The 24,264-nt window shown below is 72.8% G+C and carries 21 protein-coding genes; 15 read left to right on the top strand and 6 right to left on the bottom strand.

All coding sequences use genetic code 11. The features are described 5' to 3' along the window. Nucleotides 1-155 precede the first annotated feature (155 nt). The 6 genes from ACZ4U1_RS22775 to ACZ4U1_RS22800 all read left to right on the top strand — a co-directional run bounded on the left by ACZ4U1_RS22775 (nucleotide 156) and on the right by ACZ4U1_RS22800 (nucleotide 6,336). Nucleotides 156-1,010, top strand: coding sequence for a bifunctional methylenetetrahydrofolate dehydrogenase/methenyltetrahydrofolate cyclohydrolase (locus tag ACZ4U1_RS22775; RefSeq protein ID WP_467905487.1), 855 nt, complete (start codon nucleotides 156-158; stop codon nucleotides 1,008-1,010). After that, nucleotides 1,000-1,473 carry a DUF3017 domain-containing protein gene (locus tag ACZ4U1_RS22780; protein WP_467905488.1) on the top strand — a complete coding sequence of 158 codons (474 nt, stop codon included), beginning with the start codon at nucleotides 1,000-1,002 and terminating at the stop codon, nucleotides 1,471-1,473. Before ACZ4U1_RS22775 ends, ACZ4U1_RS22780 begins: the two co-directional genes overlap by 11 nt. A 215-nt stretch (nucleotides 1,474-1,688) precedes the next feature. Further along, a complete protein-coding gene (locus ACZ4U1_RS22785) occupies nucleotides 1,689-2,858 on the top strand; it encodes a sensor histidine kinase (RefSeq protein WP_467905489.1) in 1,170 nt (389 codons plus the stop codon). Nucleotides 2,859-2,894: 36 nt separating this feature from the next. Then, nucleotides 2,895-3,560: a response regulator gene (locus ACZ4U1_RS22790; RefSeq protein ID WP_467905490.1), complete on the top strand. Its 666-nt coding sequence runs from the start codon at nucleotides 2,895-2,897 to the stop codon at nucleotides 3,558-3,560. 102 nt (nucleotides 3,561-3,662) lie between these two features. Further along, the gene (locus ACZ4U1_RS22795; protein ID WP_467905491.1) at nucleotides 3,663-5,009 is read left to right on the top strand and encodes a DUF2690 domain-containing protein; all 1,347 of its coding nucleotides are present in this window, start codon (nucleotides 3,663-3,665) and stop codon (nucleotides 5,007-5,009) included. Between the two features lie 337 nt (nucleotides 5,010-5,346). Continuing rightward, nucleotides 5,347-6,336: a malate dehydrogenase gene (locus tag ACZ4U1_RS22800; RefSeq protein ID WP_467905492.1), complete on the top strand. Its 990-nt coding sequence runs from the start codon at nucleotides 5,347-5,349 to the stop codon at nucleotides 6,334-6,336. Nucleotides 6,337-6,541: 205 nt separating this feature from the next. Here ACZ4U1_RS22800 and ACZ4U1_RS22805 read toward each other — a convergent pair whose 3' ends face one another. Further along, on the bottom strand, nucleotides 6,542-7,360 hold the full coding sequence (locus ACZ4U1_RS22805) for a serine hydrolase domain-containing protein (protein ID WP_467905493.1): 819 nt from the start codon (nucleotides 7,358-7,360) through the stop codon (nucleotides 6,542-6,544). 62 nt (nucleotides 7,361-7,422) lie between these two features. Continuing rightward, nucleotides 7,423-8,823, bottom strand: coding sequence for an MFS transporter (locus ACZ4U1_RS22810; protein WP_467905494.1), 1,401 nt, complete (start codon nucleotides 8,821-8,823; stop codon nucleotides 7,423-7,425). A gap of 99 nt (nucleotides 8,824-8,922) precedes the next feature. Here ACZ4U1_RS22810 and ACZ4U1_RS22815 point away from each other — a divergent pair, with 99 nt between their 5' ends. Continuing rightward, nucleotides 8,923-9,843 (top strand): LysR family transcriptional regulator, encoded by a 921-nt coding sequence (locus tag ACZ4U1_RS22815; RefSeq protein ID WP_467905496.1) that lies wholly within the window; start codon nucleotides 8,923-8,925, stop codon nucleotides 9,841-9,843. On the opposite strand, the gene ACZ4U1_RS22820 is transcribed toward ACZ4U1_RS22815, so the two are convergent. Next, complete coding sequence (locus tag ACZ4U1_RS22820) at nucleotides 9,826-10,566, bottom strand: LolA-like protein (protein WP_467905497.1); 741 nt, start codon at nucleotides 10,564-10,566, stop codon at nucleotides 9,826-9,828. The genes ACZ4U1_RS22815 and ACZ4U1_RS22820 overlap by 18 nt on opposite strands. Before the next feature lie 200 nt (nucleotides 10,567-10,766). Between ACZ4U1_RS22820 and ACZ4U1_RS22825 the strand changes: the two genes are divergently transcribed. Genes ACZ4U1_RS22825 through ACZ4U1_RS22845 form a run of 5 tightly spaced genes read left to right on the top strand, consistent with a single transcriptional unit; the run spans nucleotide 10,767 to nucleotide 17,891 of the window. Beyond that, nucleotides 10,767-12,287, top strand: coding sequence for an aldehyde dehydrogenase family protein (locus tag ACZ4U1_RS22825; RefSeq protein ID WP_467905498.1), 1,521 nt, complete (start codon nucleotides 10,767-10,769; stop codon nucleotides 12,285-12,287). Nucleotides 12,288-12,336: 49 nt separating this feature from the next. Then, nucleotides 12,337-13,875 carry a GMC family oxidoreductase gene (locus ACZ4U1_RS22830; RefSeq protein ID WP_467905500.1) on the top strand — a complete coding sequence of 513 codons (1,539 nt, stop codon included), beginning with the start codon at nucleotides 12,337-12,339 and terminating at the stop codon, nucleotides 13,873-13,875. Then, nucleotides 13,872-14,999, top strand: coding sequence for a quaternary amine ABC transporter ATP-binding protein (locus ACZ4U1_RS22835; RefSeq protein WP_467905501.1), 1,128 nt, complete (start codon nucleotides 13,872-13,874; stop codon nucleotides 14,997-14,999). Before ACZ4U1_RS22830 ends, ACZ4U1_RS22835 begins: the two co-directional genes overlap by 4 nt. Beyond that, complete coding sequence (locus ACZ4U1_RS22840; protein WP_467905502.1) at nucleotides 14,999-16,936, top strand: ABC transporter permease; 1,938 nt, start codon at nucleotides 14,999-15,001, stop codon at nucleotides 16,934-16,936. The genes ACZ4U1_RS22835 and ACZ4U1_RS22840 overlap by 1 nt, the downstream gene beginning before the upstream one ends. A 1-nt stretch (nucleotide 16,937) precedes the next feature. Then, nucleotides 16,938-17,891, top strand: coding sequence for an ABC transporter substrate-binding protein (locus ACZ4U1_RS22845; protein WP_467905504.1), 954 nt, complete (start codon nucleotides 16,938-16,940; stop codon nucleotides 17,889-17,891). Nucleotides 17,892-17,897: 6 nt separating this feature from the next. Here ACZ4U1_RS22845 and ACZ4U1_RS22850 read toward each other — a convergent pair whose 3' ends face one another. Together ACZ4U1_RS22850 and ACZ4U1_RS22855 are read right to left on the bottom strand one after the other, a co-directional pair. Further along, nucleotides 17,898-18,620, bottom strand: coding sequence for an isocitrate lyase/PEP mutase family protein (locus ACZ4U1_RS22850; protein ID WP_467905505.1), 723 nt, complete (start codon nucleotides 18,618-18,620; stop codon nucleotides 17,898-17,900). Further along, complete coding sequence (locus tag ACZ4U1_RS22855; RefSeq protein WP_467905507.1) at nucleotides 18,617-19,117, bottom strand: carboxymuconolactone decarboxylase family protein; 501 nt, start codon at nucleotides 19,115-19,117, stop codon at nucleotides 18,617-18,619. The genes ACZ4U1_RS22850 and ACZ4U1_RS22855 overlap by 4 nt, the downstream gene beginning before the upstream one ends. Nucleotides 19,118-19,163: 46 nt before the next feature. Here ACZ4U1_RS22855 and pdxR point away from each other — a divergent pair, with 46 nt between their 5' ends. Continuing rightward, nucleotides 19,164-20,555, top strand: coding sequence for a MocR-like pyridoxine biosynthesis transcription factor PdxR (pdxR, locus tag ACZ4U1_RS22860; protein ID WP_467905508.1), 1,392 nt, complete (start codon nucleotides 19,164-19,166; stop codon nucleotides 20,553-20,555). 511 nt (nucleotides 20,556-21,066) lie between these two features. Further along, nucleotides 21,067-22,866 (top strand): caspase family protein, encoded by a 1,800-nt coding sequence (locus ACZ4U1_RS22865; RefSeq protein ID WP_467905509.1) that lies wholly within the window; start codon nucleotides 21,067-21,069, stop codon nucleotides 22,864-22,866. A 34-nt stretch (nucleotides 22,867-22,900) separates the two neighbouring features. Here the strand turns inward: ACZ4U1_RS22865 and ACZ4U1_RS22870 are convergent, their stop codons facing one another. Then, nucleotides 22,901-23,722 carry a hypothetical protein gene (locus ACZ4U1_RS22870; protein ID WP_467905717.1) on the bottom strand — a complete coding sequence of 274 codons (822 nt, stop codon included), beginning with the start codon at nucleotides 23,720-23,722 and terminating at the stop codon, nucleotides 22,901-22,903. A 117-nt stretch (nucleotides 23,723-23,839) separates the two neighbouring features. Here ACZ4U1_RS22870 and ACZ4U1_RS22875 point away from each other — a divergent pair, with 117 nt between their 5' ends. Further along, a complete protein-coding gene (locus ACZ4U1_RS22875; RefSeq protein WP_467905510.1) occupies nucleotides 23,840-24,262 on the top strand; it encodes a hypothetical protein in 423 nt (140 codons plus the stop codon). Nucleotides 24,263-24,264 lie beyond the last annotated feature (2 nt).

Raw genomic sequence — 24,264 nt, forward strand, 5'->3', positions numbered from 1 at the left:
TCTTTAACAGGCTCTTACTTGTCCAGCCGGAAACGTCAGGTGTTGTGCAAGTGCAACATCACTGATCATGCTGTGACATCAGTCGTGCCGTCCGCGGTGACATCAGAGGACACCCGGATTGGAACCGGGGCCGGGTCATCCGCGAGGATGGGACCATGACCGCCCAGATTCTCGATGGCAAGGCCACCGCAGCCGAGATCAAGTCCGATCTGACCGCCCGCGTGGCGGCGCTGAAGGAGAAGGGCGTCACGCCCGGCCTCGGCACGATCCTGGTCGGGGACGACCCCGGCAGCCAGAAGTACGTCGCCGGCAAGCACCGCGACTGCGCCCAGGTGGGCATCGCCTCCATCCAGCGTGAGCTGCCGGCCACGGCCACCCAGGAGGAGATCGAGGCGGTCGTCCGCGAGCTGAACGAGGACCCGGCCTGCACCGGCTACATCGTCCAGCTGCCGCTGCCCAAGGGCATCGACGAGAACCGCGTCCTGGAGCTGATGGACCCGGCCAAGGACGCCGACGGCCTGCACCCGATGAACCTCGGCCGCCTGGTCCTGAACGAGCCGGCCCCGCTGCCCTGCACCCCCAACGGCATCCTCACCCTGCTCCGCCGCCACGGCGTGGAGATCAAGGGCGCCGAGGTCGTGGTCGTCGGCCGCGGTGTCACCATCGGCCGCCCGATGCCGCTGCTGCTCACCCGGCGCAGCGAGAACGCCACCGTCACCCAGTGCCACACCGGCACCCGTGACCTCTCCGCCCACCTGAAGCGGGCCGACATCATCATCGCGGCGGCCGGCTCCCCGCACCTGATCCGCGCCGAGGACGTCAAGCCGGGCGCGGCCGTCCTGGACGTCGGCGTCTCCCGCAACGCCGAGGGCAAGATCGTCGGCGATGTCCACCCGGACGTGACCGAGGTGGCCGGCTGGATCTCCCCGAACCCCGGCGGTGTCGGCCCGATGACCCGGGCGCAGCTGCTGGTCAACGTGGTCGAGGCGGCGGAGCGCAGTGCCGGCTGAGGACACCCGCGGGCCGGCGGAACCGACCGTGCGCGACGCCGTGAGCGCCCCGGACGCGCAGGGGCGTCCGCGCCGCGTCACCCGCCGCTTCCCGCTGTTCACGAGGGACACGGCGCGGCCGGAGGGCGGCGGCCGGGCCGCGGCCGGTGACGCCCCGGCGCCCGCCCGCCAGTGGCCCGTGCTGGTCGTGCTGTCGGCGGTCGCCCTCGGCCTGCTGCTGACCGCGCTCGACGTGCTCCGCTTCGGCACGCTGCTGATCGGCGCCGCCCTGCTGGCCGGCGCGGTCATGCGCTGGATGCTGCCGAGCGTCGGCATGCTCGCCGTCCGCTCCCGCTTCACGGACATCGCCACCTACGGCGTGCTGGGCCTGGTGATCTCCCTGCTCGCACTGATGATCCAGCCCGATCCGCTGCTGAAGATGCCGTTCCTGAAGGACATCCTGCACTTCACGGTCACCAAGTAGCGCCCCGCGTACGGCCGGTGGCCCGCGTCTCCCCCGGGAACGCGGGCCACCGCCGTATCCCCCTCCTCGACGCTACGTCCGCCCGCCGCGCACCGCCTCCGCCCCCGGGTTGAACCGTCGTACCACTGTGGGCGGTAGCCGGCCGGGCGCTGCAACTTCCGCGGTACCCCGCCCGGTTGACTCCCGGGTACGGCCGTGGGGGTTACCCTGCGGCGATGCGACTGAGGACCCCCCGCCCGCTGGTCGTGGACGCGCTGATCGCGGTGGCCATGACCGTGGTGGCCGTCCTGCTCGGACAGGAGTCCCGGTCACAGGGATGGCCGGAACTCGACGCCCGCGCCTACGCCCTCGTCGCGCTCGCCCACCTCCCGGTCGCCCTGCGCAGCCGCCGCCCCCTGATCGTCTTCGCCGTCGTCGAGGCCGCCGCGGTCGTCTTCGTCACCCTCGGCTACTGGCCGGTGGTGTGCACCTTCGGCGCCATGCTCGCCCTGTACACGGTGGCCTCCGTCCGACCGGTGCGCACCGCCCTGGCCTGCGCCGTCTGCATGGCCGCGGTCTGGGTGTACGCCGGCGTGGTCAGCCACAGCCCGTCCATGGCGTCCGTGTGCGGGCAGGCCGTGCTGTACTGCTCGGTGCTCGTCTGGTTCGGGCACCTGGCCCGCCGTACCGTCGAACTCACCCGGCGGTTGCGCGCCGAACAGGCCGAGCGGGCGCGGCGCGCGGTCGCCGAGGAACGCGGCCGGATCGCCCGCGAACTGCACGACGTCGTCGCCCACCACATGTCGGTCATCTCCGTGCAGGCCGGGCTCGCCCGGTTCGTCTTCGACTCCGACCCCGGCAAGGCGCGCGGTGCGCTCGGCACCATAGCGGACACCAGCGGCGAGGCCCTGGAGGAGCTGCGCCGCATGCTCCAGGTGCTGCGCGAGGAGGACCCCGAGGCCCCCGAGCGGGCCCCCATGCCCACCCTGGCCCGGCTCGGCGAACTCGTGGACCGGGTCCGGGCCGGCGGCCTGCCCGTGGACCTCACTGTCGAGGGCACCGCCCGCCCGCTGCCGCCCGGCGTCGAACTGTGCGCCTACCGCGTCGTCCAGGAGGCCCTCACCAACGCCCTCAAACACGCCGGTCCCGCACACGCGCGCGTGGAACTCCGGTACGGCACCCACGAGCTGACCGTCCGCGTCACCGACGACGGCGAGGGCGCGGATCCGGCCAGAGTGCCGGCAGGCAGTGGCCATGGCTTGATTGGCATGCGGGAGCGGGCCAAGCTCTACGGCGGGACGATCAGCGTCGGCCCACGCTCCGAGGGCGGCTACCAGGTCCGGCTGACCCTGCCGACCACGGCCGCCGAACGCGGCCGCGGGGGCACGCCGGAGGCGGAGCGGTAACGGTCGACGCACGGCCGAGGGGGACGACCGTACGTAATGATCAGAGTGCTCGTCGTGGACGACCAGTTCCTCATCCGCGCCGGACTCGTCGGCCTGCTGGACGCGGCGCCCGGCTTCGAGGTGGTGGGCGAGGCGGGGGACGGTGAGGAGGCGGTACGGCTCGCCGCCGAGACCCGCCCCGACGTGATCCTCATGGACATCCGGATGCCCGGCGTCAACGGCATAGAGGCCACCGAACGGATCCTCGCCCAGGCCGCGGAACGCCCGCCCCGGGTCCTGGTGCTGACCACCTTCGACCTGGACGAGTACGTGTACGGGGCCCTGCGCGCGGGCGCCTCCGGTTTCCTGCTGAAGGACTCCGGCCCCGAGCGGCTGCTGGCGGCGGTCACGGCCGTCGACGGCGGCGACGCGCTGTTCGCGCCCAGTGTCACCCGGCGCCTGGTGGAGGCCTTCGCCCGCCAGCAGGAGCCCGCCGACACCGCGCCCCCGCCCGACCTGGGCGTGCTCACCTCCCGCGAGGTGGAGGTCCTCAGACTCACCGCCCGCGGCCTGTCCAACCTGGAGATCGCCGACCGCCTCTACATCAGCGAGGCCACCGTCAAGACCCACCTCAACCGCACCATGACCAAGCTCGACCTGGGCAGCCGGGCGCAGGCGGTGGTGCTGGCGTACGAGACGGGACTGGTCACCCCGGGCGGCTGACCGCCCGCTCCGGTGCGGCACCCCTTGCGGAACTGGGATCCTTGGTCAGCGCGGAACGCGCGGCAAGGAACACGGGGGAAGAAGGGGAAGAGGGGGTAGGCGATGCCTCGCTGGAAAGCCCTGCCGGAGGATCTGGAACCGCAGATCAAGGAGTTCACCGGCCAGTTGCGGGAGTTGGTGGACCGCAGCGGCCTGAGCATCGCGGCACTGGCCGACCGCACGGGCTACAGCAGGACGTCCTGGGAGCGGTACCTGGGCGGCCGGCTGCTCGCGCCCAAGGGCGCGGTCATCGCACTCGCCGAGGCCACCGGCACCCACACCGGCCACCTGACCACCCTGTGGGAGCTGGCCGAACGCGCCTGGAGCCGGGCGGAGCTGCGCCACGACCACACGATGGACGCCCTCCGCATCACGGAGGCCCGAGCGGCACTGGGCGTCCTGGGGGAACCCGCGGGGGAGGCCGCGCCGGCTGCGGCGGCGAGTGGCGCGGCCGGGGCCGGGGGTACGTCCCTGAGGGCGGCCAAGGCCGGTGGAGCCGCCGCGGTGCCGGGGATCGCCGGTCCCGCCGGTGTCTCGCCGACGATCCCGGCCCAGCCGACGGACTCGGACACCGGCATCCAGGACAGCGTGCCGCGCGGCAGGGCGACCGGTGGCGGTGGTGACTCCCGTACCGGCTCCGAGGCTGCCGGCGCTCCGCCCAGGAACTCCTGGGGGCTGGCCGGTTACCGGGGCCCGTCCCGGGCGAGCGCCCGCCCGGCAGCCCGGCCCCCGGCCCGCCCCGCCGACACCCCGGCCCGCCCCGCCGACACCCCGGCCGGCCCCGCCGGCACTCCGCCGGGCCTCGCCGCCACCCCCTCGGGCACCGGCAGTACCCCCCGCCCCGCCGACACCCCCGGCCCCCACGGAGGCAAGCCCCCCGCCCGGCAGCCGGCCCCGTCGGACCGGTGGCCGGTGGGGCGGCAGCAGGTGGTGATGTTCCTCGCCGGGCTGGTCGGTGCCGGGGCGCTCATCGCCGGTGTCCTCCTCTTCACCCACCGGGACGGCGACGGCCACAGGAACGCGGGTGGGGAGAAGTCGCCCGCTCCGTCGGCGTCGGCCCGGACCAGCCCGCCCCCCGGCGTGAAGTGCACCGGCTCCGCCTGCACCGGCAAGGACGCGGAGGCCATGGGGTGCAGCGGCGAGCTGGTGACCACCGCCAAGACCGCCACCGTCGGCACCACCACCCTGGAGGTCCGCTACAGCAAGGCGTGCGGCACGGCCTGGGGCCGGATCACCGGCGGCTCACCGGGCGACACCGTGCGGGTCACCGTGGGCAAGGCCCGGCAGGCAGGTGACATCACGGCCGCCGGGGACACCATCGGCTACACCCCGATGATCGCCGTACGGGACCCGGCCCGGGCCAGGGCCTGTGCCACGCTCGCCACGGGACAGACGGGCTGCACGGAATGAAAAGAGGCAGGGGAAATTCCGCGCGCTGCGCATAGCGGGCCGGATCCTGGGCACGCGAACCGTACCCCCACGGGAGTCCGGTACGCCGGTACCCCCACCGGCGGCCGTCTCCGTCCCTCCTCTCCCGGACGGGCGGCCGCCCTTTCGTGCCCCTTCCCGCAGCGGCCCGGCGGCGATACGTCCCGTGTGATCCCCTTGTGGGGTGAGCCACACGGCCCCGCACGTCTCACCTGCCGGATGCGCGATAGCCTGACCGCTGATCTCTCTTGATGCCAAGAGATCGATCATCCGCCCGGGGCAGGGACGCCCCACCGCCAGCTGTCATACGGAGAACGCCATGACCCGCACTCCCGTGAACGTCACCGTCACCGGCGCGGCCGGCCAGATCGGTTACGCCCTGCTCTTCCGCATCGCCTCCGGCCAGCTGCTCGGCGCGGACGTGCCGGTCAAGCTGCGCCTGCTGGAGATCACCCCGGCGCTGAAGGCCGCCGAGGGCACGGCCATGGAGCTGGACGACTGCGCCTTCCCGCTGCTCCAGGGCATCGACATCAGCGACGACCCGAACGTCGCCTTCGACGGCGCGAACGTAGCCCTGCTGGTGGGCGCCCGTCCGCGCACCAAGGGCATGGAGCGCGGTGACCTGCTGGAGGCCAACGGCGGCATCTTCAAGCCGCAGGGCAAGGCCATCAACGACCACGCCGCGGACGACATCAAGGTCCTCGTCGTCGGCAACCCGGCCAACACCAACGCCCTCATCGCCCAGGCCGCCGCGCCGGACGTCCCGGCCGAGCGCTTCACCGCGATGACCCGCCTGGACCACAACCGCGCGCTGACCCAGCTCGCGAAGAAGACGGGCTCGACGGTCGCCGACATCAAGCGGCTCACCATCTGGGGCAACCACTCCGCCACCCAGTACCCGGACATCTTCCACGCCACGGTCGCCGGCAAGAACGCCGCCGAGGTCGTGAACGACGAGAAGTGGCTGGCCGAGGACTTCATCCCGACCGTCGCCAAGCGCGGTGCCGCGATCATCGAGGCCCGTGGCGCGTCCTCCGCCGCCTCCGCCGCCAACGCCGCCATCGACCACGTCCACACCTGGGTCAACGGCACCGCCGAGGGCGACTGGACCTCCATGGGCATCCCGTCCGACGGCTCCTACGGCGTCCCGGAGGGCCTGATCTCCTCCTTCCCGGTCACCTGCAAGGACGGCAAGTACGAGATCGTCCAGGGCCTGGACATCAACGAGTTCTCCCGCGCCCGCATCGACGCCTCCGTCAAGGAGCTGGAGGAGGAGCGCGAGGCGGTCCGCGGCCTCGGCCTCATCTGATCTGACGTGGTGTGACCCGGCGCCGGTGCGCTATAGTTGATCACGCACCGGCCGCCGGAAAACCGGCACCAGGTGATGCGTTGGTGGTCCAAGGAAAGACGCCCCGCTTCCTGCGGGGAGATGCAGGTGCAAGGCCTGCCCGGCGCTCCACACACGAGGTCCCCTCCCGCGACTGCGGGAGGGGACCTCGTCGTATCGGGGGCCCTCAGGGGGCTATCAGCCGTACGGCGGTGCGGTCCGTGTCCTCCGCCCGTCCGCCCAGCCGGTGGACCACCACCCAGCGCCCGTCCGCCATCGCCCCGGCGAACACCGACGCGTCACCGGTGGCGCCGTTGTGCCAGCGCAGCGCACCCGCCGACTGCCAGCTCACGGCAGGATCGCCGAGCCGCCGCTCCACCAGCAGCCGTACGACGAGATCGGCGACGGCGCGGGGCGTGGCCCACAGTCCGCCCGCCGGGAGGATCGCCCCGTCCATCGTCCAGGGCCTGCGGCGCGTGCCGGGCAGCAGCCCCGGCGCTGTCAGCCGCCGTTCGGCCGGCGGACGGGCCGTCACCTCGGTGACCTCCAGCGGGCGCAGGACGTACGCGTCCAGCAGTTCCTCGTAACCGGCCCCGCCCGCCGCGGCCAGGGCCGCACCGAGGACGGCGTACCCCAGGTTGGAGTACTCCTCGTCCCCCGGCGGGCGTACGACGAGGGTGTCCAGGCCGCGCACCAGCCGCAGCAACTCCGCCCGGTCGAAGGCCGCGTACGGGTCCCGGCGCCCGACGCGGGGCGGCAGCCGGGGGAGTCCCGAGGTGTGCCGCGCCAGGTCGAGCAGGGTGACGCCGGTGCCGGGCGGCGCCGGGAGCCACCGTTCGACGGGGTCGTCGAGGCCGACCACGCCCGCCTTCGCCAGCCGGGCGAGCAGCGTGCCGGTGAGCGCCTTCGTCAGGGACCCGATCTCGACGAAACGGTCCACCGCGTGCCCGCCGCTGACCCGGGGCGGGTCCGCGTCGCTCAGTACACAGGTCGGGATACGGCTCACGGTGGGTCCTTTCTCGGTCGTCGTCCGCATTCTGTGGCGCCGGCCGGGACCCGCCGACAGGTTCAGGCCACCGGCTCCTTGGCGGCGGCCGTGCCCGAGGCCGTACGCGACGGGTGGCGGGCGGCCGGGCGGAGACCGGTCACCACCAGGGCCGTTGCCAGCAGGACCACCGCTCCGACGGTCCGCAGCGCCGGGCCCATCCCGCCCGCGAAGTCGGTGTGGCCCGCCAGGGCCGTGCCGGCGACGGCGACGCCGAGGGCCGCGCCGATCTCGCGGGCCGAGGTGCCGAGACCGGAGCCGAGGCCCGCCCGGTGTGGCGGGAGCGAGACCACCACGCCGAGGGTGAGGGCGGGCATGGCCAGGCCGGTGCCCGCCGAGATGACCAGCAGCCAGCAGGCGTACAGCGGGTACGGCGTGTGCGCGTCCGCCATGGACGCGGCGAGCAGGCCCAGGCCGATCAGCGCGAGCCCGGTGCCGACGACCGGACGCGGACGCGCCGACCAGCGGGCCGCGAACCTCGGCACCAGGGCCATGCCGACGATCAGCGGCACGATCGCGACCCCCGTGAGCGCGGGCCCGAAGCCCTTGACCTCCTGCAGGTACTGCGAGTTGACGAAGAACAGCGCGAACAGGCCGAAGAAGCCGGTGGCCAGGCCCAGCGTGGTCGCGCGCAGCCCGGCGGAACGGAAGACGCGCGGGTCGAACAGCGGGGCGGGGGAGCGCAGGGCGTGCCCGGTGAAGGACGCCACCAGCAGCGCGCCCACCCCGAACGCGGTGAGGATGCGCGCCGAGGTCCAGCCGTGGCCGGGGCCCTCGATGATGCCGAACAGCACGGCGACCAGGCCCGCGGTGAGCAGCAGGGTGCCGACCGGGTCCGGGCTGCCCTGCGCGGAGCGGGCGGTGCGCGGGGTGGTCACCGCGACCGCGCCGGCGAGTACGGCCGCCAGCGGCACCATCGCGGCGAACAGCGCCCGCCAGGACAGGTACTGGCCGACCAGGCCGCCGCCCAGGTTGCCGGCCATGCCGCCCAGCCCGATGGCGAGCGTCCAGGACGCCATCGCCTGGGCCCGGCGCTCCGGCCCGGCCAGCCGCACCAGGATCGACATCGTCGCCGGGGTGATCAGCGCGGCCCCGGCCCCGGACAGGCCCCGGCCGGTGATCAGCAGCCCAGGGCCGGGGGCGAGCGCGCTGGTCGCGGCACCCGCGGCGAACAGGGCCAGGCCGGTGAGCAGGGCGCCCTTGCGGCCGTACCGGTCGCCGAGCGCGCCGGCCGGGATCAGCAGGCCCGCGAAGACGATGACATAGGCGTCGACCGTCCACAGGATCTCGGTGTGCGAGGGGTGCAGACCGGACGAACCCAGTTGGGGGATCAGCAGGTTGATGGCGGCGACCATGCTCTGCGCGACCAGCACGCAGGCGCACAGGGTCAGCAGGGTCGAGCGTTTCAGGGCGTGCGCGGGCACGGCTCCTCCCCGGAGCTGGAAGTGGTGTGGGATGCGCACTCACCGTAGGCTCGCCGCTGACCTGCTTTCCAGTGCAACCTTCGCAAGGAACACCTGCACATGACGCAATCCACGGGCCTGGACCTGAATCTGCTGGTCGCGCTGGACGTGCTGCTGGAGGAGGAGAGCGTGCAGGGCGCCGCCCGCCGGCTGCATCTGTCCGAGCCGGCGATGAGCCGCACCCTCGGCCGGATCCGCAAGGCGCTCGGCGATCCGGTGCTGGTCCGCGCCGGCCGCCGGATGGTGCCGACCCCGCACGCGCTCGCCGTGCGCGCCGAGGTCAGCGCGGTCGTGGAGCGGGCCCGCGCCCTGTTCGCACCGGGCCGCGACACCGACGTGCGCGATGTGACCCGCACCTTCACGATCCTCGGCCACGACGCGATCGCCGCCACCCACGGCGCCGCCCTCTTCGCCCGCGCCGCCCGCGAGGCCCCCGGCATCCGTCTGCGCTTTCTGAGCGAGAGCCACGTGGACGCGCCGTTCCTGCGTCAGGGCACCGCGGACCTGGAGGTCGGGGTGATCGACACGGTCGCGCCCGAGGTGCGTGTGGAGACGGTCCACGAGGACCGCATGCTGGGCGTCGTACGGGCCGGACACCCGTTGCTGGAGGGTGAGTTGACGCCCGAGCGGTTCGCCGGGGCGGCCGGGCACCTCATCGTGTCCCGGCGTGGCAGGCAGCACGGGCCGGTCGACGACGCCCTCGCCGAACTCGGCCTGGAGCGACGGGTGGTGGGCAGCGTCGGCACCTATCCGGCCTCGCTGTTCGTGCTGCGCGAGACGGATCTGATCGGGCTGATCAGCCAGTGGGGCCGCCCGCTGGCCGACACCCTCGGCCTGGTCACCTTCGAGATCCCGCTGCGGCTGCCCACGGTCCGGCTCGGCTTCGCCTGGCATCCGCGCCACGACGCCGACCCGGCCCACGCCTGGCTGCGCGGCTGCGTGCGGGAGCTGATACGGGACGGGTCAGCCGGTCTGCCCTGACTCCTTCTCCAGGTCCGAGAGGTCCACCGAGTCATGCGGGCCCGGGGTGCCGGACGGCACCGGCTTGCCGTAGTCCGAAACGCCCGCCGTCCTGTCGGTCCCGTCGCCCTTCTGGTCGGACCTGACCAGCCGGTGCGGGCTGTCCGCCGTGATGTACACGGTGGTCGGAATGCCCTCCTCCTCACCGCGCAGCCGGTACACGTCCGTGCCGTCGACCGTGGTCCGTCCGTCCTTCGAGGTCACGTCCACGGTGATGTCCTTCTGGAAGGCCTTCAGATCGCAGGCGTCGGCGAAGTCCTTGAAGGCCCTCTCGTCCGTGGTGCCGTGCACGTAGCGGTCGCGGACGAGGTCGGCCGTCTCGTCCCCCTCGCCCGGGAGCTGGGACTTCCAGTACTCCCAGTCGGCCTTCATCCACACTTCGGCGCCGCGCTTGACGATGTCGAAGCTGCCGCCGTTCGCGCCCATCCGGAAGGTGGCGACGCAGTTGCCGCGGCGGTCCAGGGTCATGTCCATCGACGCGACCTCGTCGCGGTGGCCGGACGCCGTCCGGTCCGTCAGCGTCAGGCGGAGCGAGTCGGCGTCGCGCAGGTTCCGCTCCGCCTCCCGGCCGAGTGCACGGGCCTCCGGGTCGCCGCTGTCATCGGCCGCGGCCGCCGTGACCAGGACCGGGGAGAGGACGAGGAGGGCGCTCACCCCCGCGCGGATCAGGGATCTTCGGGCCATCCCGCACCTCCGTGATCGCCTCGAGCACCCCTCTACAGCGTAGTTTCGTCCGTTTTCGCCCGCATTTTCAGTGACGCGGCGCACTTTCGGCCACCGATCGCGCATGCAACGCGAAGGCCCGGGGCAGGCGGCGACGGTCCCCAGCCGAGGCACCCACGTCACGCAGGGGCACGGAACAGGAACGGAAGGCAACACCGATCATGGCGGACAGAACGGAACGACAGGTCCAGGCGACCATCCACGCGGGCGGCGAGTGGCTGACGGCGGTCTCCGGCGCGACCCGGGACATCCTCGACCCCGCGGACGCCCGGCCGTTCGCCGTGGTCGCCGAGGGAGACGAGAAGGACGCCGAGCGCGCGGTGGCCGCCGCCCGGCAGGCCTTCGACCACGGCCCCTGGCCGGGCACCCCGGTCGCCGAACGCGCCGCCCTGCTGCGCCGCGTCGCCGACCTCCTGGTGCGCGACCGCGAGGAACTCGGCCTGCTGGAGAGCCGGGACGCGGGCAAGACCGTCGAGGAGGGCCGCGTCGACATCACTTGCGTCGCCGACGCCTTCCGCTACTTCGCCGACCTGGTCGCCGCCGAGGCCCCGGGCCGGGTGGTCGACGCGGGCTCGCCCGACATCCACAGCGTGGTCGTCCACGAACCGGTCGGCGTCTGCGCGCTGATCACCCCCTGGAACTACCCGCTGCTCCAGGCCAGCTGGAAGATCGCCCCGGCCCTCGCCGCCGGCAACACCTGCGTGATCAAGCCCAGCGAGATCACCCCGATGACGACGATCGCCCTGATCGAGCTGCTCACCGAGGCCGGCCTCCCCGCGGGCGTGGCCAACCTCGTCACCGGCCCCGGCCACACCGTCGGCGCCCGCCTCGCCGAGCACCCCGACGTCGACCTGGTCTCCTTCACCGGCGGCCTGGTCAGCGGCACCAAGGTGGCCCAGGCCGCCGCGCCCACCGTCAAGAAGGTCGCCCTCGAACTCGGCGGCAAGAACCCCAACGTCGTCTTCGCCGACGCCTGCGCCACCGACGAGGACTTCGACACCGCCGTCGACCAGGCCCTCAACGCGGCCTTCATCCACAGCGGCCAGGTCTGCTCGGCCGGCGCCCGTCTCATCGTCGAGGAGTCCGTCCGGGACCGCTTCGTCACCGAACTCGCCCGCCGCGCCCAGCGGATCAGGCTCGGCCGCGGCACCGAGGACGGCGTCGAGTGCGGCCCGCTCGTCTCCGAGCAGCAGCGCGCCAGGGTCGAGGCGTACGTCGCCTCCGCGCTCGAAGAGGGTGCCGTGCTCCGCTGCGGCGGCAAGCGGCCCGAACCGTCCGACATACGACCGGAGTCCGGCTACTTCTACGAGCCGACCGTCCTCGACGCCTGCCACCGCGAGATGCGGGTCGTCCGCGAGGAGGTCTTCGGCCCCGTCCTCACCGTCGAGACCTTCCGCACCGAGGAGGAGGCGGTCGCGCTGGCCAACGACACCGAGTACGGCCTCGCGGGCGCCGTGTGGAGCGCCGACGCCTCCAGGGCCCGCAGGATCGCCGCCCGGCTGCGGCACGGCACCGTCTGGATCAACGACTTCCACCCCTATCTGCCGCAGGCGGAGTGGGGCGGCTTCGGCAAGAGCGGCGTGGGCCGCGAGCTGGGCCCGGCCGGGCTCGCCGAGTACCGCGAGACCAAGCACGTCTACCAGAACCTCGCCCCGCGGCCCGTCCGCTGGTTCGCCGGCTGACCCCCGGACCTCCCCCGCCACCAGAAGAGCTTCCTGGAGTAGTACCCCCATGTCCCACACCCCCGACGAACACGTCTACGACTACGTCGTCATCGGCGGCGGCACCGCGGGCTCCGTCATCGCCTCCCGCCTCACCGAGGACCCGGACGTCACCGTCGCCGTCATCGAGGGCGGCCCGAGCGACGTCGGCCGCGACGACGTCCTCACCCTGCGCCGCTGGATGGGCCTGCTCGGCGGCGAACTCGACTACGACTACCCGACGGTCGAGCAGCCCCGCGGCAACTCCCACATCCGGCACAGCCGCGCCCGCGTCCTCGGCGGCTGCTCCTCGCACAACACCCTCATCTCCTTCAAGCCCCTGCCCTCCGACTGGGACGAGTGGGAGGCCGCCGGCGCCAAGGGCTGGGGCGCCGTCCCCATGGAGGCCTACTTCGCCCGCCTGAAGAACAACATCGTCTCCGTCGACGAGAAGGACCGGAACGCCATCGCCCGCGACTTCGTCGACGCCGCCCGGTCGGCACTCGGGGTACCCCGGGTCGAGGGCTTCAACCGCAAGCCGTTCACCGAGGGCGTCGGCTTCTTCGACCTCGCCTACCACCCCGAGAACAACAAGCGGTCCTCCGCCTCCGTGGCCTACCTGCACCCGGTGATGGACGAGCGCCCCAACCTGACGATCCTGCTGGAGACCTGGGCGTACCGGCTGGAGCTGGACGGCACCCGCGCCGAGGGCGTCCACGTGCGCACCAAGGACGGCGAGGAACTGCTGATCCGCGCCCGCGGCGAGGTCGTGCTGTGCGCCGGCGCCGTCGACTCCCCGCGGCTGCTGCTCCACTCGGGCATCGGCCCGCGCCAGGACCTCGAAGCGCTCGGCATCCCCGTCGTGCACGACCTGCCCGGCGTCGGCGAGAACCTGCTCGACCACCCCGAGTCGGTCATCGTCTGGGAGACCCACGGCCCCATCCCGGAGAACTCCGCGATGGACTCCGACGCGGGCCTGTTCGTCCGCCGCGACCCCGGACACGCGGGCCCGGACCTGATGTTCCACTTCTACCAGATCCCGTTCACGGACAACCCGGAGCGACTCGGCTACCAGCGGCCGGAGTTCGGCGTCTCCATGACCCCGAACATCCCCAAGCCGAAGAGCCGCGGCCGCCTCTACCTGACCAGCGCGGACCCCTCCGTCAAGCCGGCCCTCGACTTCCGCTACTTCACTGACGAGGACGACTACGACGCCCGGACCCTGGTCGACGGCATCCGAATCGCCCGTGAGATCGCGAAGACCGAGCCGCTCGCCGGCTGGCTCAAGCGCGAGGTGTGCCCCGGCCCTGAGGTCCTGGGCGACGCCGAGCTGAGCGAGTACGCCCGCAAGGTCGCGCACACCGTCTACCACCCGGCCGGCACCTGCAAGATGGGCGCCGCCGACGACGAACTCGCCGTGGTCGACCCGGAGCTGAGGATCCGCGGCCTCGACGGCATTCGCATCGCCGACGCGTCCGTCTTCCCCACCATGACCGCCGTGAACCCGATGATCGGGGTGCTCATGGTCGGGGAGAAGGCCGTCGACCTGATCGGAGGTGACCCCCGATGACCCTCACCGTCCCCACCCGCAAGCCGCCCACCACCGTCACCGAGCCCGTCTTCTCGGTGTCCGGCCTGTGGAAGGTCTTCGGCCCGAAGCCGGAGCGGATCCCCGCCGACCCGGAGCTGGCCGCGCTCCCGCCCGCCGAACTGCGCTCCCGCACCGGCTGCACGGCCGCCGTCCGGGACGTCTCCTTCGACGTCCGCAAGGGCGAGGTCTTCGTCGTCATGGGCCTGTCCGGCTCCGGCAAGTCCACCCTCGTGCGCTGCCTGACCCGGCTGATCGAGCCGACCGCGGGCACGATCGCCATCGACGGCGAGGACGTCCGCGCGATGGACCGGGGCCGCCTGCGCGAGCTGCGCCGGCACCGGGCCGCGATGGTCTTCCAGCACTTCGGCCTGCTCCCGCACCGCACGGTCCTCGACAACGTCGCCTACGGCCTGGAGATCCAGGGCGTCGGCAAGGCCGAACGCCGCGAGCGGGCCGCCGAGTTCATCGCCAAGGTCGGCCTCGAAGGCATGGAGAAGCGCCGCCCCGGCCAGCTCTCCGGCGGCCAGCGCCAGCGGGTGGGGCTCGCGCGGGCGTTGGCGGTCGACCCCGAGGTGTTGTTGTTCGACGAGCCGTTCAGCGCTCTCGACCCGCTGATCCGCCGCGACATGCAGGACGAGGTGACCCGCCTGCACCGCGAAGAGGGCCGCACGATGGTCTTCATCACCCACGACCTCTCCGAGGCCCTCAAGCTCGGCGACCGCATCGCCCTGATGCGCGACGGCCAGGTGGTCCAACTCGGCACCCCCGAGGAGATCGTCGGCTCCCCGGCCGACGACTACGTCCGCGAGTTCGTCCGGGACGTACCGCGCGAGCAGGTGATGACCTGCCGCACGGCCATGCGCCCGCTGTCCTCGGAGGACACCGAGACCGGCCCGGCAGTCCGCCCGGAGGCCACGGTGGCCGAGGCCATCGAGGCGGTGGCAAGGGCGGGAGAGCCCGCGCGGGTGATGGACGACGGCAAGTGCATGGGCGTGGTCGACCACGAGCAACTGCTCGGCGTGGTGGCCGGTGTCTCCGCCCCGGCCGCCGGCAGTCGTGCCGCCACCCCTCCCGGCCCCCGCACCAGCCCGGAGGCCGTCTGATGGCAACGCTCACCCTCGCGACCTCCAAAGCCAGGGCTCCCCGCGTCCTGAGAAGCCGAGCCGCGGGCAAGCTCCTCCTGCTCGCCCTCTTCGCCGCGGTCCTGGGCCCCTGGGCAGCCGGTCACTGGCCCGGCGCCGCCTGGCCGCACGCCCTCACCGTCCACGTCGACAAACCCCTCGCCACAGCCAGCGACTGGGTCATGGACAACCGGGACAGCCACCCCCTGTTCCTGTACTTCTTCGGCTACATCAGCAACGCCGTCATCTGGGCCGTCCGCGTGGTCTACCTCGCCCTCCTCACCGCGGGCTGGGCAGGCGTCACCACCCTCGGCGCCCTGCTGGCCTGGCGCTTCGCCGGACCCCGCCTGGCCGCCGGCACGGCGATCGCCTTCCTGGCCTGCGGAGCCCTGGGCATGTGGGTCCCGACGATGCAGACCCTCGCGCTGATGGTCGTGGCGGTCCTCGCCTCCGTCGTCGTAGGCGCGTTCCTCGGTCTCGGCGCCGGCCTCTCCGACCGCCTCGACCGCGCCCTGCGCCCCGTCCTGGACACCATGCAGGTGCTCCCGGCCTTCGCCTACCTCCTCCCCGTCGTCCTGGTCTTCGGCATCGGCGTCCCCGCGGCCGTCCTCGCCACCGTCGTCTACGCCGCCCCGCCGATGGCCCGCCTCACCGCGCTCGGCCTGCGCGGGGCCGACCCCGAAGTCCTGGAGGCCGTGGAGTCGCTCGGCGCCACCCGCCGCCAGCGGCTGCTGACCGCCCGTATCCCGCTGGCCCGCAAGGAACTCCTCCTCGGCCTCAACCAGACGATCATGATGGCGCTGTCGATGGCCGTGATCGCCGCCGTCATCGGCGCCGGCGGCCTCGGCGACCGCGTCTACCAGGCCCTCGCCTCGGTCGACGTCGGCGCGGCCCTCGCGGCCGGCATCCCGATCGTGCTGCTCGCGGTGGTCCTGGACCGCGTGACCGCGGCCGCCGGGGACGGTGGGACGCGCCCCCGCACGATCGGCTGGCCGTATGCCCTCGCCGTCACGGTGGCCGTCGCCCTCGCCGCCCGCCTCCTCGGCGCCCCCGACTGGCCGGCCGGCGGCACCCTGGACATCGCCGAGCCGGTCAACCGCGCCGTCGACTGGATGACCGCCCACCTGTACTCCGGCGTCCCGGTCGTCGGCGGCACCGCCGACTGGGCCGGCCACTTCACCACCTGGATCCTGGACCCCGTCCGCGACGGCCTGCAGTGGCTGCCCTGGTGGGCGGTGCTGTTCCTCGTCGCCGCCCTGGCCTGGCTCGTCGGCACCTGGCGCACCGCGCTGACCGCCGTCCTCGCCATGGCCGCGATCGGCGTGCTCGGGGTGTGGGAGCCGTCGCTCGACACCCTCTCCCAGGTGCTCGCCGCCGTCGCCGTCACCCTCGTCCTGGGCTTCGCGACGGGCATCGCGGCCGCCCGCAGCGACCGCGTCGAACGCGCCCTGCGCCCGGTCCTGGACGTCTTCCAGACCATGCCGCAGTTCGTGTACCTGATCCCGGTCGTCGCGCTGTTCGGCGTCGGCCGTGCGCCCGCCGTCGCCGCGGCCGTCGTCTACGCCCTCCCGGCCGTCGTCCGGATCACCACGCAGGGCCTGCGCCAGGTCGACCAGGCCGCGCTGGAGTCCGCGCGCTCGCTCGGCGCGACCGGCCGCCAGCAGCTGTGGCAGGTCCAGCTCCCGCTGGCCAAGCGCTCGCTGCTGCTCGCCGTCAACCAGGGCGTGGTCCTGGTACTGGCCGTGGTCATCATCGGCGGCCTGGTCGGCGGCGGCGCCCTCGGCTACGACGTCGCCTTCGGCCTCGCCCAGGGCGACCTGGCGACCGGCCTGGTCGCCGGTGCCGCCATCGTCTGCCTGGGCCTGATGCTGGACCGGGTGACCCAGCCGACGGAGCGCCGTCCGGGGAAGGGAGCCTGACATGCGCCTTCGTACCACCGTCCCGGCCGCCGTCGCCGTACTGGCCCTGGCCACCGGCTGCGGCGCCGCCGACATGACCAAGCAGGCCAGCCCGTTCGCCAACGCGCAGGGATCGAAGACCGTCACCCTGTCCGTGCAGTCCTGGGTGGGCGCGCAGTCCAACGTGGCCGTCGCCCAGTACATCCTGGAGCACAAGCTCGGCTACCGCGTCGACACCGTCCAGGTCGACGAGGTGCCCGCCTGGGACGCGCTCAGCCAGGGCCGGGTCGACGCCCTCCTGGAGGACTGGGGCCACCCGGACCAGGAGAAGCGGTACGTCACCGACAAGAAGACGATCGCGCGCGCCGGCGACCTCGGGGTGACCGGTCACATCGGCTGGTTCGTGCCGACGTACCTCGCCAAGGAGCACCCGGACATCACGGACTGGCGGAACCTGAACAAGTACGCCTCGCTCTTCCGCACCGCGGAGAGCGGCGGCAAGGGCCAGCTGATGGACGGCTCCCCGTCCTACGTCACCAACGACAAGGCGCTGGTGAAGAACCTGAAGCTGGACTACCAGGTGGTCTTCGCCGGTTCCGAGGCGGCCCAGATCACGCAGATGCAGCAGTTCGCGAAGGAGAAGAAGCCCTTCCTGACCTACTGGTACTCGCCCCAGTGGCTGTTCGAGAAGGTGCCGATGACCGAGGTGAAGCTGCCGCCGTACAAGGAGGGCTGCGACGCGGACCCGGAGAAGGTCGCCTGCTCCTACCCGCACACCCCGCTGCAGAAGTACCTCAACGCCGACTTCGCGAAGTCCGGCGGGAAGGCCGCGGCCTTCCTGAAGAAGTTCCGGTGGACGACGGAGGACCAGAACGAGGTCTCCCTGATGATCGCCGAGCAGAAGCTGGACCCGCAGGAGGCGGCGAAGAAGTGGGTGGACAGCCACCCCGACGTGTGGAAGAAGTGGCTGTCCTGAACCCGTCTACCGGCTGAGCCCGTCGGCGATCTCCCGCAGCGCGGCCGCGGCCCGCCGCTGGAGGCCCGGCCCGAAGGTGATCCGGGTGGCCCCGAGCCCGCCGAGCGCGGCGGGCTCGGGGCCGTCCGCGTCCAGGCGGGCGAGGGCGTTCAGCGGGCCCTGGATCCCGGCCCGCAGCAGGGGCAGTACGGCGGGCGGGGCGAGGATCGGATAGACGCAGTCCGCGCCCGCCGCGACGTACAACGCGGCCCGCTCGACGGCCCGTTCGGGATCGCCGTCGCCGTGCACGAAGGTGTCCACGCGAGCGTTGACGAACAACCGGTCGCCGGCGGCGGCCCGTACCTCGGCGAGGAACTCGGCGTGCGCGTGCGGATCCTTGAGGACACCCCCGTCGGAGTCCTCGAGGTTGCACCCGACGGCCCCCGCCTCCAGCAGCCGCTCGACCAGCTCCTTGGGAGCGAGCCCGTACCCTCCCTCGACGTCCGCCGACACCGGCACGTCCACGGCCCGCGTGATCCGGGCGACCGCCGCGAACATCTCGTCGGCCGGGGTGGCCCCGTCCGCGTACCCGAGCGAGGCGGCCACCCCCGCGCTCGGCGTGGCCAGCGCCGGGAACCCGGCGTCGACGAACACCCGCGCGCTCGCCGCGTCCCAGGGCCCCGGCAGAATCAGCGGATCACCCGGGGCGCGCCCCTGGTGCAGCGTGCGGAACGCCTCGGCCTTGCTCACTTGTGCTGCCCGGGCTGGTAGTGCCCCGGGGTCATCCGGAAGGTCACGCCGAACCGGTTCCAGGCGTTGATCACCGTGATCGCGGCGACCAGCCGGGCCAGCTCCTCCTCCTCGAAGTGCTTGGCGGCCTTGGCATACACCTCGTCCGGCACGAACCCGTCGGTGAGGACGGTGACCGCCTCGGTCAGCTCGATCGCCGCCAGCTCCTTCTCGGTGTAGAAGTGCCGCGACTCCTGCCACGCGCTCAGCTGCACGATCCGCTCGACGCTCTCACCGGCCGCGAGGGCGTCCTTGGTGTGCATGTCGAGGCAGAACGCGCAGTGGTTGAGCTGCGAGGCGCGGATCTTCACCAGCTCGTACAGCGTGGGGTCCAGGCCCTGCCTGGCCGCGCTGTCCAGGCGGATCATCGCCTTGTAGACCTCGGGGGCGTGCTCGGCCCAGCGCAGCCGCGGGGCTTCTTCGGCGGCGTACTCGACGGTTTCCTGTGCAGTGCTCATGCCTCGACCCTAGGAGCCGGGCAGCCCAGGAGTATGGTCCATTTCCATGGCGAGATCCTGGGCCACTTTGGGCGTCGACCTGCACCTGGAACCGAGCGGCTCGGGCGGCCTGCGCCGGGGCCTGACCGACGCCCTGCGCGACGCCGTCCGCACCGGACGCCTGGCCCCCGGCACCCGGCTGCCCTCTTCCCGCTCCCTCGCCGCCGACCTCGGCATCGCCCGCAACACCGTCGCCGAGGCCTACGCCGACCTGGTCGCGGAGGGCTGGCTCACCGCCCGCCAGGGCTCCGGCACCCGGGTGGCGACCGGCGTGCCCACGCCCTCGGGCACCACCCCGGCGACCCCCCGGCGCACCCCCGCCCGCCCCCGCCACGACCTGATCCCCGGCACCCCCGACCTCGCCGCCTTCCCGCGCACCGAGTGGCTCAAGGCCACCCGCCGGGCCCTGGCCACGGCCCCCTTCCACGCCCTCGGCTACGGCGACCCGCGCGGCCGCCCCGAACTGCGCACCGCCCTCGCCGGCTACCTCGCCCGTGCCCGCGGCGTCCGCACCGACCCCGACACGATCGTGATCACCGCCGGCTTCTCGCACGCCCTGACCATCCTCGGCAAGGTGCTGCGGGCCCGCGGGGTGCGGACGGTGGCGGTGGAGTCGTACGGCCTCGACGTCCACTGGGCCCTGCTGCGCGGCGCGGGCCTCGCTACGCCCGCGCTGCCGTACGACGACCTGGGCACGGACCCCCGCGAGCCGGGCGAGGCGGGCGCGGTGCTGCTCACCCCCGCCCACCAGTTCCCCATGGGCACGCCCCTGCACCCCGACCGCCGGGCCGCCGTCGTGGCCTGGGCGCGCCGCACCGGCGGGCTGATCCTGGAGGACGACTACGACGGCGAGTTCCGCTACGACCGCCAGCCCGTCGGCGCGCTGCAGGGCCTCGCCCCGGACCGGGTCGTCTATCTCGGCACCGCCAGCAAGTCGCTCGCACCCGGACTGCGGCTGGGCTGGATGGTGCTGCCCGCGGACCTGGCCGCGCAGGCCGTCTCGGCCAAGGGCCAGGCGGACACCGTCGGCGTCCTCGAACAGCTCACTCTCGCGGAGTTCCTCACCTCCGGCGCGTACGACCGCCACGTCCGCTCCTCCCGCCTCCGCTACCGCCACCGCCGCGACGCCCTCACCACCGCGGTGACCGAGCGCGCACCGGACGTCCGGGTCACCGGCATCGCCGCCGGCCTGCACGCGGTCCTCCGTCTCCCGCCCGGCACGGAGGAGTCGGTGGTCCAGGCGGCGGCCTGGCAGGGCCTGGCCCTCCACGGCCTCTCCTTCCACCGCCACCCGCAGGCCGTCACCGACCCCCTGGACGCCTTGGTCGTCGGCTACGGCACCCCACCGGACAGCGCATGGTCGGCGGCGCTGGAGGCGTTGTGCCGGGTGCTGCCGTAGCGGCCTCACCCTGGGCTGATTTGCCGGTGCACAGCTGCGGACGGAGACTGGGAAAGCGGACGTGGAGCCATGGATCGTCCGCTCTGCGCCGCCCCTGAGCGCACGACCGAGGGGGCTGAGCCGGTGGACAAGCACTTGCTGATCTTCCTGTCCGAGGAGGGGGCGGAAGCCGAACGTGTGGCGGAGCTGACCGGCTATCTGCGCGAAGAACTGCTCGCTCTCGACGTGGACGACGTCACGGCGATGCCCTCCGGGCAGCTCCCGCCCGGAGCACGAGCCGTGGATGTCGGTGAGATCGGCACCCTGCTGGTGGGCCTGGGCAGCTCGGTGGCAGCCCTGGACCAGGTGGTGAGCGTGGTCCGGTCATGGCTGGGCCGGTGCCATGACACGCGGCCGTCTTCCGCCTGCAGATGGGTGACGACATCCTGGAGATGTCCGAGGCGACCGACGAACAGGTCGCGGAGGCGCTCAAGATCTTCAGCCAACGCCATTCCACGGCTGGGGACCGGCCATGACGGATGCCCGACACGCGCTGATCATCGCCAACGACCATTACACCGACCAGGGACTGACGAAGCTCAGGGCGCCTGCCCAGGACGCCGCGGCCCTCGCCGAGGTGCTGCACGACCCGCAGATCGGCGACTTCGAGGTGCAGGTCGTGCGCAACGCGTCGGCCGACCTCATGCGTAGACGCATCCAGGGATTCTTCAACGACCGGCGCCGCGACGACACCCTCCTGCTGCACTTCTCCTGTCACGGCCTCAAGAGCGAGTCCGGTGAGCTGTACTTCGCCGCCAGCGACACCGAGCCACGGCTGTTGGACGCCACGGCCATCCCCGCCCAGTTCGTCCGCGCGTGCATGTCCCGCACCCGGGCCGGACGCACCGTCCTGTTCCTCGACTGCTGCTACGGCGGCGCCTTCTCCCGTGGCTCGTCCGCCGTGCGCGCTTCCGGGGAGGTCAACGTCCTCGACTCCTTCCGGAAGGACAAGCCGGCCGGTGGGCGGGGCTGGGCCGTCATCACGGCGTCGAACTCGATGGAGTACGCCTTCGAGGACGATGAACTCACCGAGAACTCCGCTCCACGGCCCTCCGTCTTCACGCACGCGGTCGTGCAGGGCCTGGGGACCGGTGAGGCCGACCTCGACGGGGACGGCGAGATCTCCCTCGACGATCTGTACGACTACGTCTACGACCACGTACAGGAGCAGAATCCGCACCAGACCCCGAGCAAGACGGTGGAGATGCAGGGGGAGTTGCATCTGGCACACAGCCGACGCGGCTATATAAAGATCGTCGCCGTTCCCTCGCCGCTCGCCCTGCAGGCGGCCCTGAACAGCGACAACGTCCTCACCCGCCTGGGCGCGGTGCTGGAACTGCGCAACCGTCTGCACGACGAGTCCCTGCCCATCGCGGAGGGGGCGCGGCAGACCCTGGAGGAGGTCGCGCGCAACGACATCCGGCAGATCGCCGACGAGGCGTGCCGCGCTCTGCGCGACATCCGTCTGACGCCGTCCGCGGACCGCCTGGACTTCGGGCATGTGCCGAAGGGGTCCACCCCGCAGGCGAAGTCCGTGACCATGAACGGTCCGCCGCTGGCCCGGCACTGCGTGGCCCAGGCCATGCAGCCATGGCTGCGGGTGGATCCGACCGAGAACGGTCTGAAGGTCCGCGTCGACGCGACCGCCGAGGGCCACCTGTCCGGTGACATCGTGCTGAGGGGCGTGGCGCACGAGGAGATGATCCACGTCGAGGCGGTGGTGGTCCCGGCGGACGATTCCACGTCCTCGTCGGATTCCGGCTCCCGGACCTCGCGCGACCCCGCCTCCCGGCAGCAGCAGCCCGAGCGGTCCTCGCACGAGCAGGACATCACGATCATCGACTCCTCGCGTCAAGGCCGGCAGACGACCCTGAGCCCGCCCAGGACCAGGAGCCACCGGGCGCCTGCCCTCGCCGGTGCCGCGCTCGCCCTCGCCGGCACCGCGGCCGTCACCTTCGTTCTGGCCGTCCAGGCGGCGGTGGCGGCAGTCGCGGAACGCAGCGCGGAAGGGATATACGGCAACGTCGAGGACAACATCCACGAGCACGGAGCGCTCACCCCGCTCACCGTGTCCCTGATCACCGCCGCGGTGGCGTTGGTCGTCGGCGCGCTCGCCCGGCACGACCTGGAGGCGCGGAGGGAGCGCTACTCAAGGCAGGCGGCGAGCGGTACGCACACTCTCACCGCGATCGAGAAGGGTCTGGCAGTACCGGCGTTGATCCTTGCCGTCCTCATGGGCATCGCCTACCTCCTGGCCGGCCCCAACTGGTGACTGCTTCGGCAGCCGGGAGGTCTCACACGGAACGCTACTCCGCCGGCGCCTCCCCGAAGCGGGCCAGCGCCAACGCCCCCACCACCGCCACGGCGAACCCGAGCGCCGCGACCCACGCCAGCCCGTCCCTCGTGCGGTCCCCGAGCCAGATGACCCCCACCGCGGCCGGCCCGACCGTCTCACCGAGGACCACCCCGGCCGTGGCGGTCGTCACCGACCCCCGCTGAAGGGCCGAGGTGAGCAGCAGGAACGCGGCCGCGCCGCCGAGCAGCAGCGCGTACGTCGCCGGGTTGGCCAGCAGATCCGCCGGCCGCAGGGAGTCGACCAGCCGTACCGTCACCTCCACCACCCCGAATCCGCACCCGGCGCCGAGCCCCAGCAGCAGCGCCCGCCCCCGGCCGGACAGGCGCCCGCCGACCCCGCCGAGCAGCAGCACGGCCACCGCGGCCGCCACCATCGCGTACCGCAGCCACTCAGGACCGCCCCGGTCGCCCTCGGTGCCCGAGGCCAGCCCCAGCAGGGCGAGTCCCGCGCACACCACCCCCACGGCGGCCCACTCCGGCCCGCTCAGCCGGACCCGCAGCAGCCGCGCCGCCACCACCGCCGTCACCGCGAGGCTCGCGGCAAGGGCCGCGCCCACCGCGTAGATCGGCACCGACCGCAGGGCCGCGACCTGGAGGAGGAAGCCCAGCCCGTCCAGTCCGAGCCCGGCGAGGTACCGCCACTGCCGCAGCGCCCGCAGCAGCAGCGCCGCGTCCCCGCCCCCACCGCTCCCGGTGGCCGCCGTCCGCGCCGCCACCGCCTGCAACACCGTCGCCGTACCGAAGCAGACCGCGGCACCAAGAGCACACACCATTCCAAAGAGCACGAAGCGACTCTAGGGGAGTGGCCGGGACCGGACCCCCTGCCGAGGGCACTCACACCGATCTCTAGGCTGACGGCCGGAACACGACATCTGACGGGGGGAAGAACCATGGAGCGCACACGTCGGCCACGGCGGTCCGGCACGGTGGTCCTCGGCGGCATGGGCCTGCTGGCCGCCGCGCTGACCGCCTGCTCGTCCGAACCGGACGAGCGCTGCGTCGACCGGGACAGCTACAACCTCGCCAAGGGCTACAAGGTCGTCTCGGACAAGGACTGCAAGACGACGACGAGCGGTTCCCTGAAGACGACGGGCAAGACGGCGGGCAAGAAGAAGAGCCTCAAGAAGAAGGTCGACGCCGCCTGGTACTACGACGGCGAGGAGGAGGACGGCTGGGTCGACGGCGGCTCCTTCACCAAGCCGGGCGGGGGCTCGGGCAGCGGCTCGTACGACGATGACGACGACCACCACAGCGGGAGCGGCGGAGTCCACCGCGGTGGCTTCGGCGGCGGCAAGGGCAGCTCCGGCGGCTGACC

It is taken from the genome of Streptomyces sp. NPDC028928, assembly GCF_055564915.1.

Bases quoted from the DNA above. Each gene is read 5' to 3' on its own strand.
- ACZ4U1_RS22870 (WP_467905717.1), bottom strand. From the start codon at position 23,722: ATGGTGTGTGCTCTTGGTGCCGCGGTCTGCTTCGGTACGGCGACGGTG.
- ACZ4U1_RS22875 (WP_467905510.1), top strand. From the start codon at position 23,840: ATGGAGCGCACACGTCGGCCACGGCGGTCCGGCACGGTGGTCCTCGGC.
- pdxR (WP_467905508.1), top strand. From the start codon at position 19,164: ATGGCGAGATCCTGGGCCACTTTGGGCGTCGACCTGCACCTGGAACCG.
- ACZ4U1_RS22820 (WP_467905497.1), bottom strand. From the start codon at position 10,566: ATGGCCCGAAGATCCCTGATCCGCGCGGGGGTGAGCGCCCTCCTCGTC.
- ACZ4U1_RS22825 (WP_467905498.1), top strand. From the start codon at position 10,767: ATGGCGGACAGAACGGAACGACAGGTCCAGGCGACCATCCACGCGGGC.
- ACZ4U1_RS22855 (WP_467905507.1), bottom strand. From the start codon at position 19,117: ATGAGCACTGCACAGGAAACCGTCGAGTACGCCGCCGAAGAAGCCCCG.
- ACZ4U1_RS22790 (WP_467905490.1), top strand. From the start codon at position 2,895: ATGATCAGAGTGCTCGTCGTGGACGACCAGTTCCTCATCCGCGCCGGA.
- ACZ4U1_RS22840 (WP_467905502.1), top strand. From the start codon at position 14,999: ATGGCAACGCTCACCCTCGCGACCTCCAAAGCCAGGGCTCCCCGCGTC.
- ACZ4U1_RS22785 (WP_467905489.1), top strand. From the start codon at position 1,689: ATGCGACTGAGGACCCCCCGCCCGCTGGTCGTGGACGCGCTGATCGCG.
- ACZ4U1_RS22775 (WP_467905487.1), top strand. From the start codon at position 156: ATGACCGCCCAGATTCTCGATGGCAAGGCCACCGCAGCCGAGATCAAG.
- ACZ4U1_RS22830 (WP_467905500.1), top strand. From the start codon at position 12,337: ATGTCCCACACCCCCGACGAACACGTCTACGACTACGTCGTCATCGGC.
- ACZ4U1_RS22835 (WP_467905501.1), top strand. From the start codon at position 13,872: ATGACCCTCACCGTCCCCACCCGCAAGCCGCCCACCACCGTCACCGAG.
- ACZ4U1_RS22865 (WP_467905509.1), top strand. From the start codon at position 21,067: ATGACGGATGCCCGACACGCGCTGATCATCGCCAACGACCATTACACC.
- ACZ4U1_RS22795 (WP_467905491.1), top strand. From the start codon at position 3,663: ATGCCTCGCTGGAAAGCCCTGCCGGAGGATCTGGAACCGCAGATCAAG.
- ACZ4U1_RS22815 (WP_467905496.1), top strand. From the start codon at position 8,923: ATGACGCAATCCACGGGCCTGGACCTGAATCTGCTGGTCGCGCTGGAC.
- ACZ4U1_RS22800 (WP_467905492.1), top strand. From the start codon at position 5,347: ATGACCCGCACTCCCGTGAACGTCACCGTCACCGGCGCGGCCGGCCAG.
- ACZ4U1_RS22845 (WP_467905504.1), top strand. From the start codon at position 16,938: ATGCGCCTTCGTACCACCGTCCCGGCCGCCGTCGCCGTACTGGCCCTG.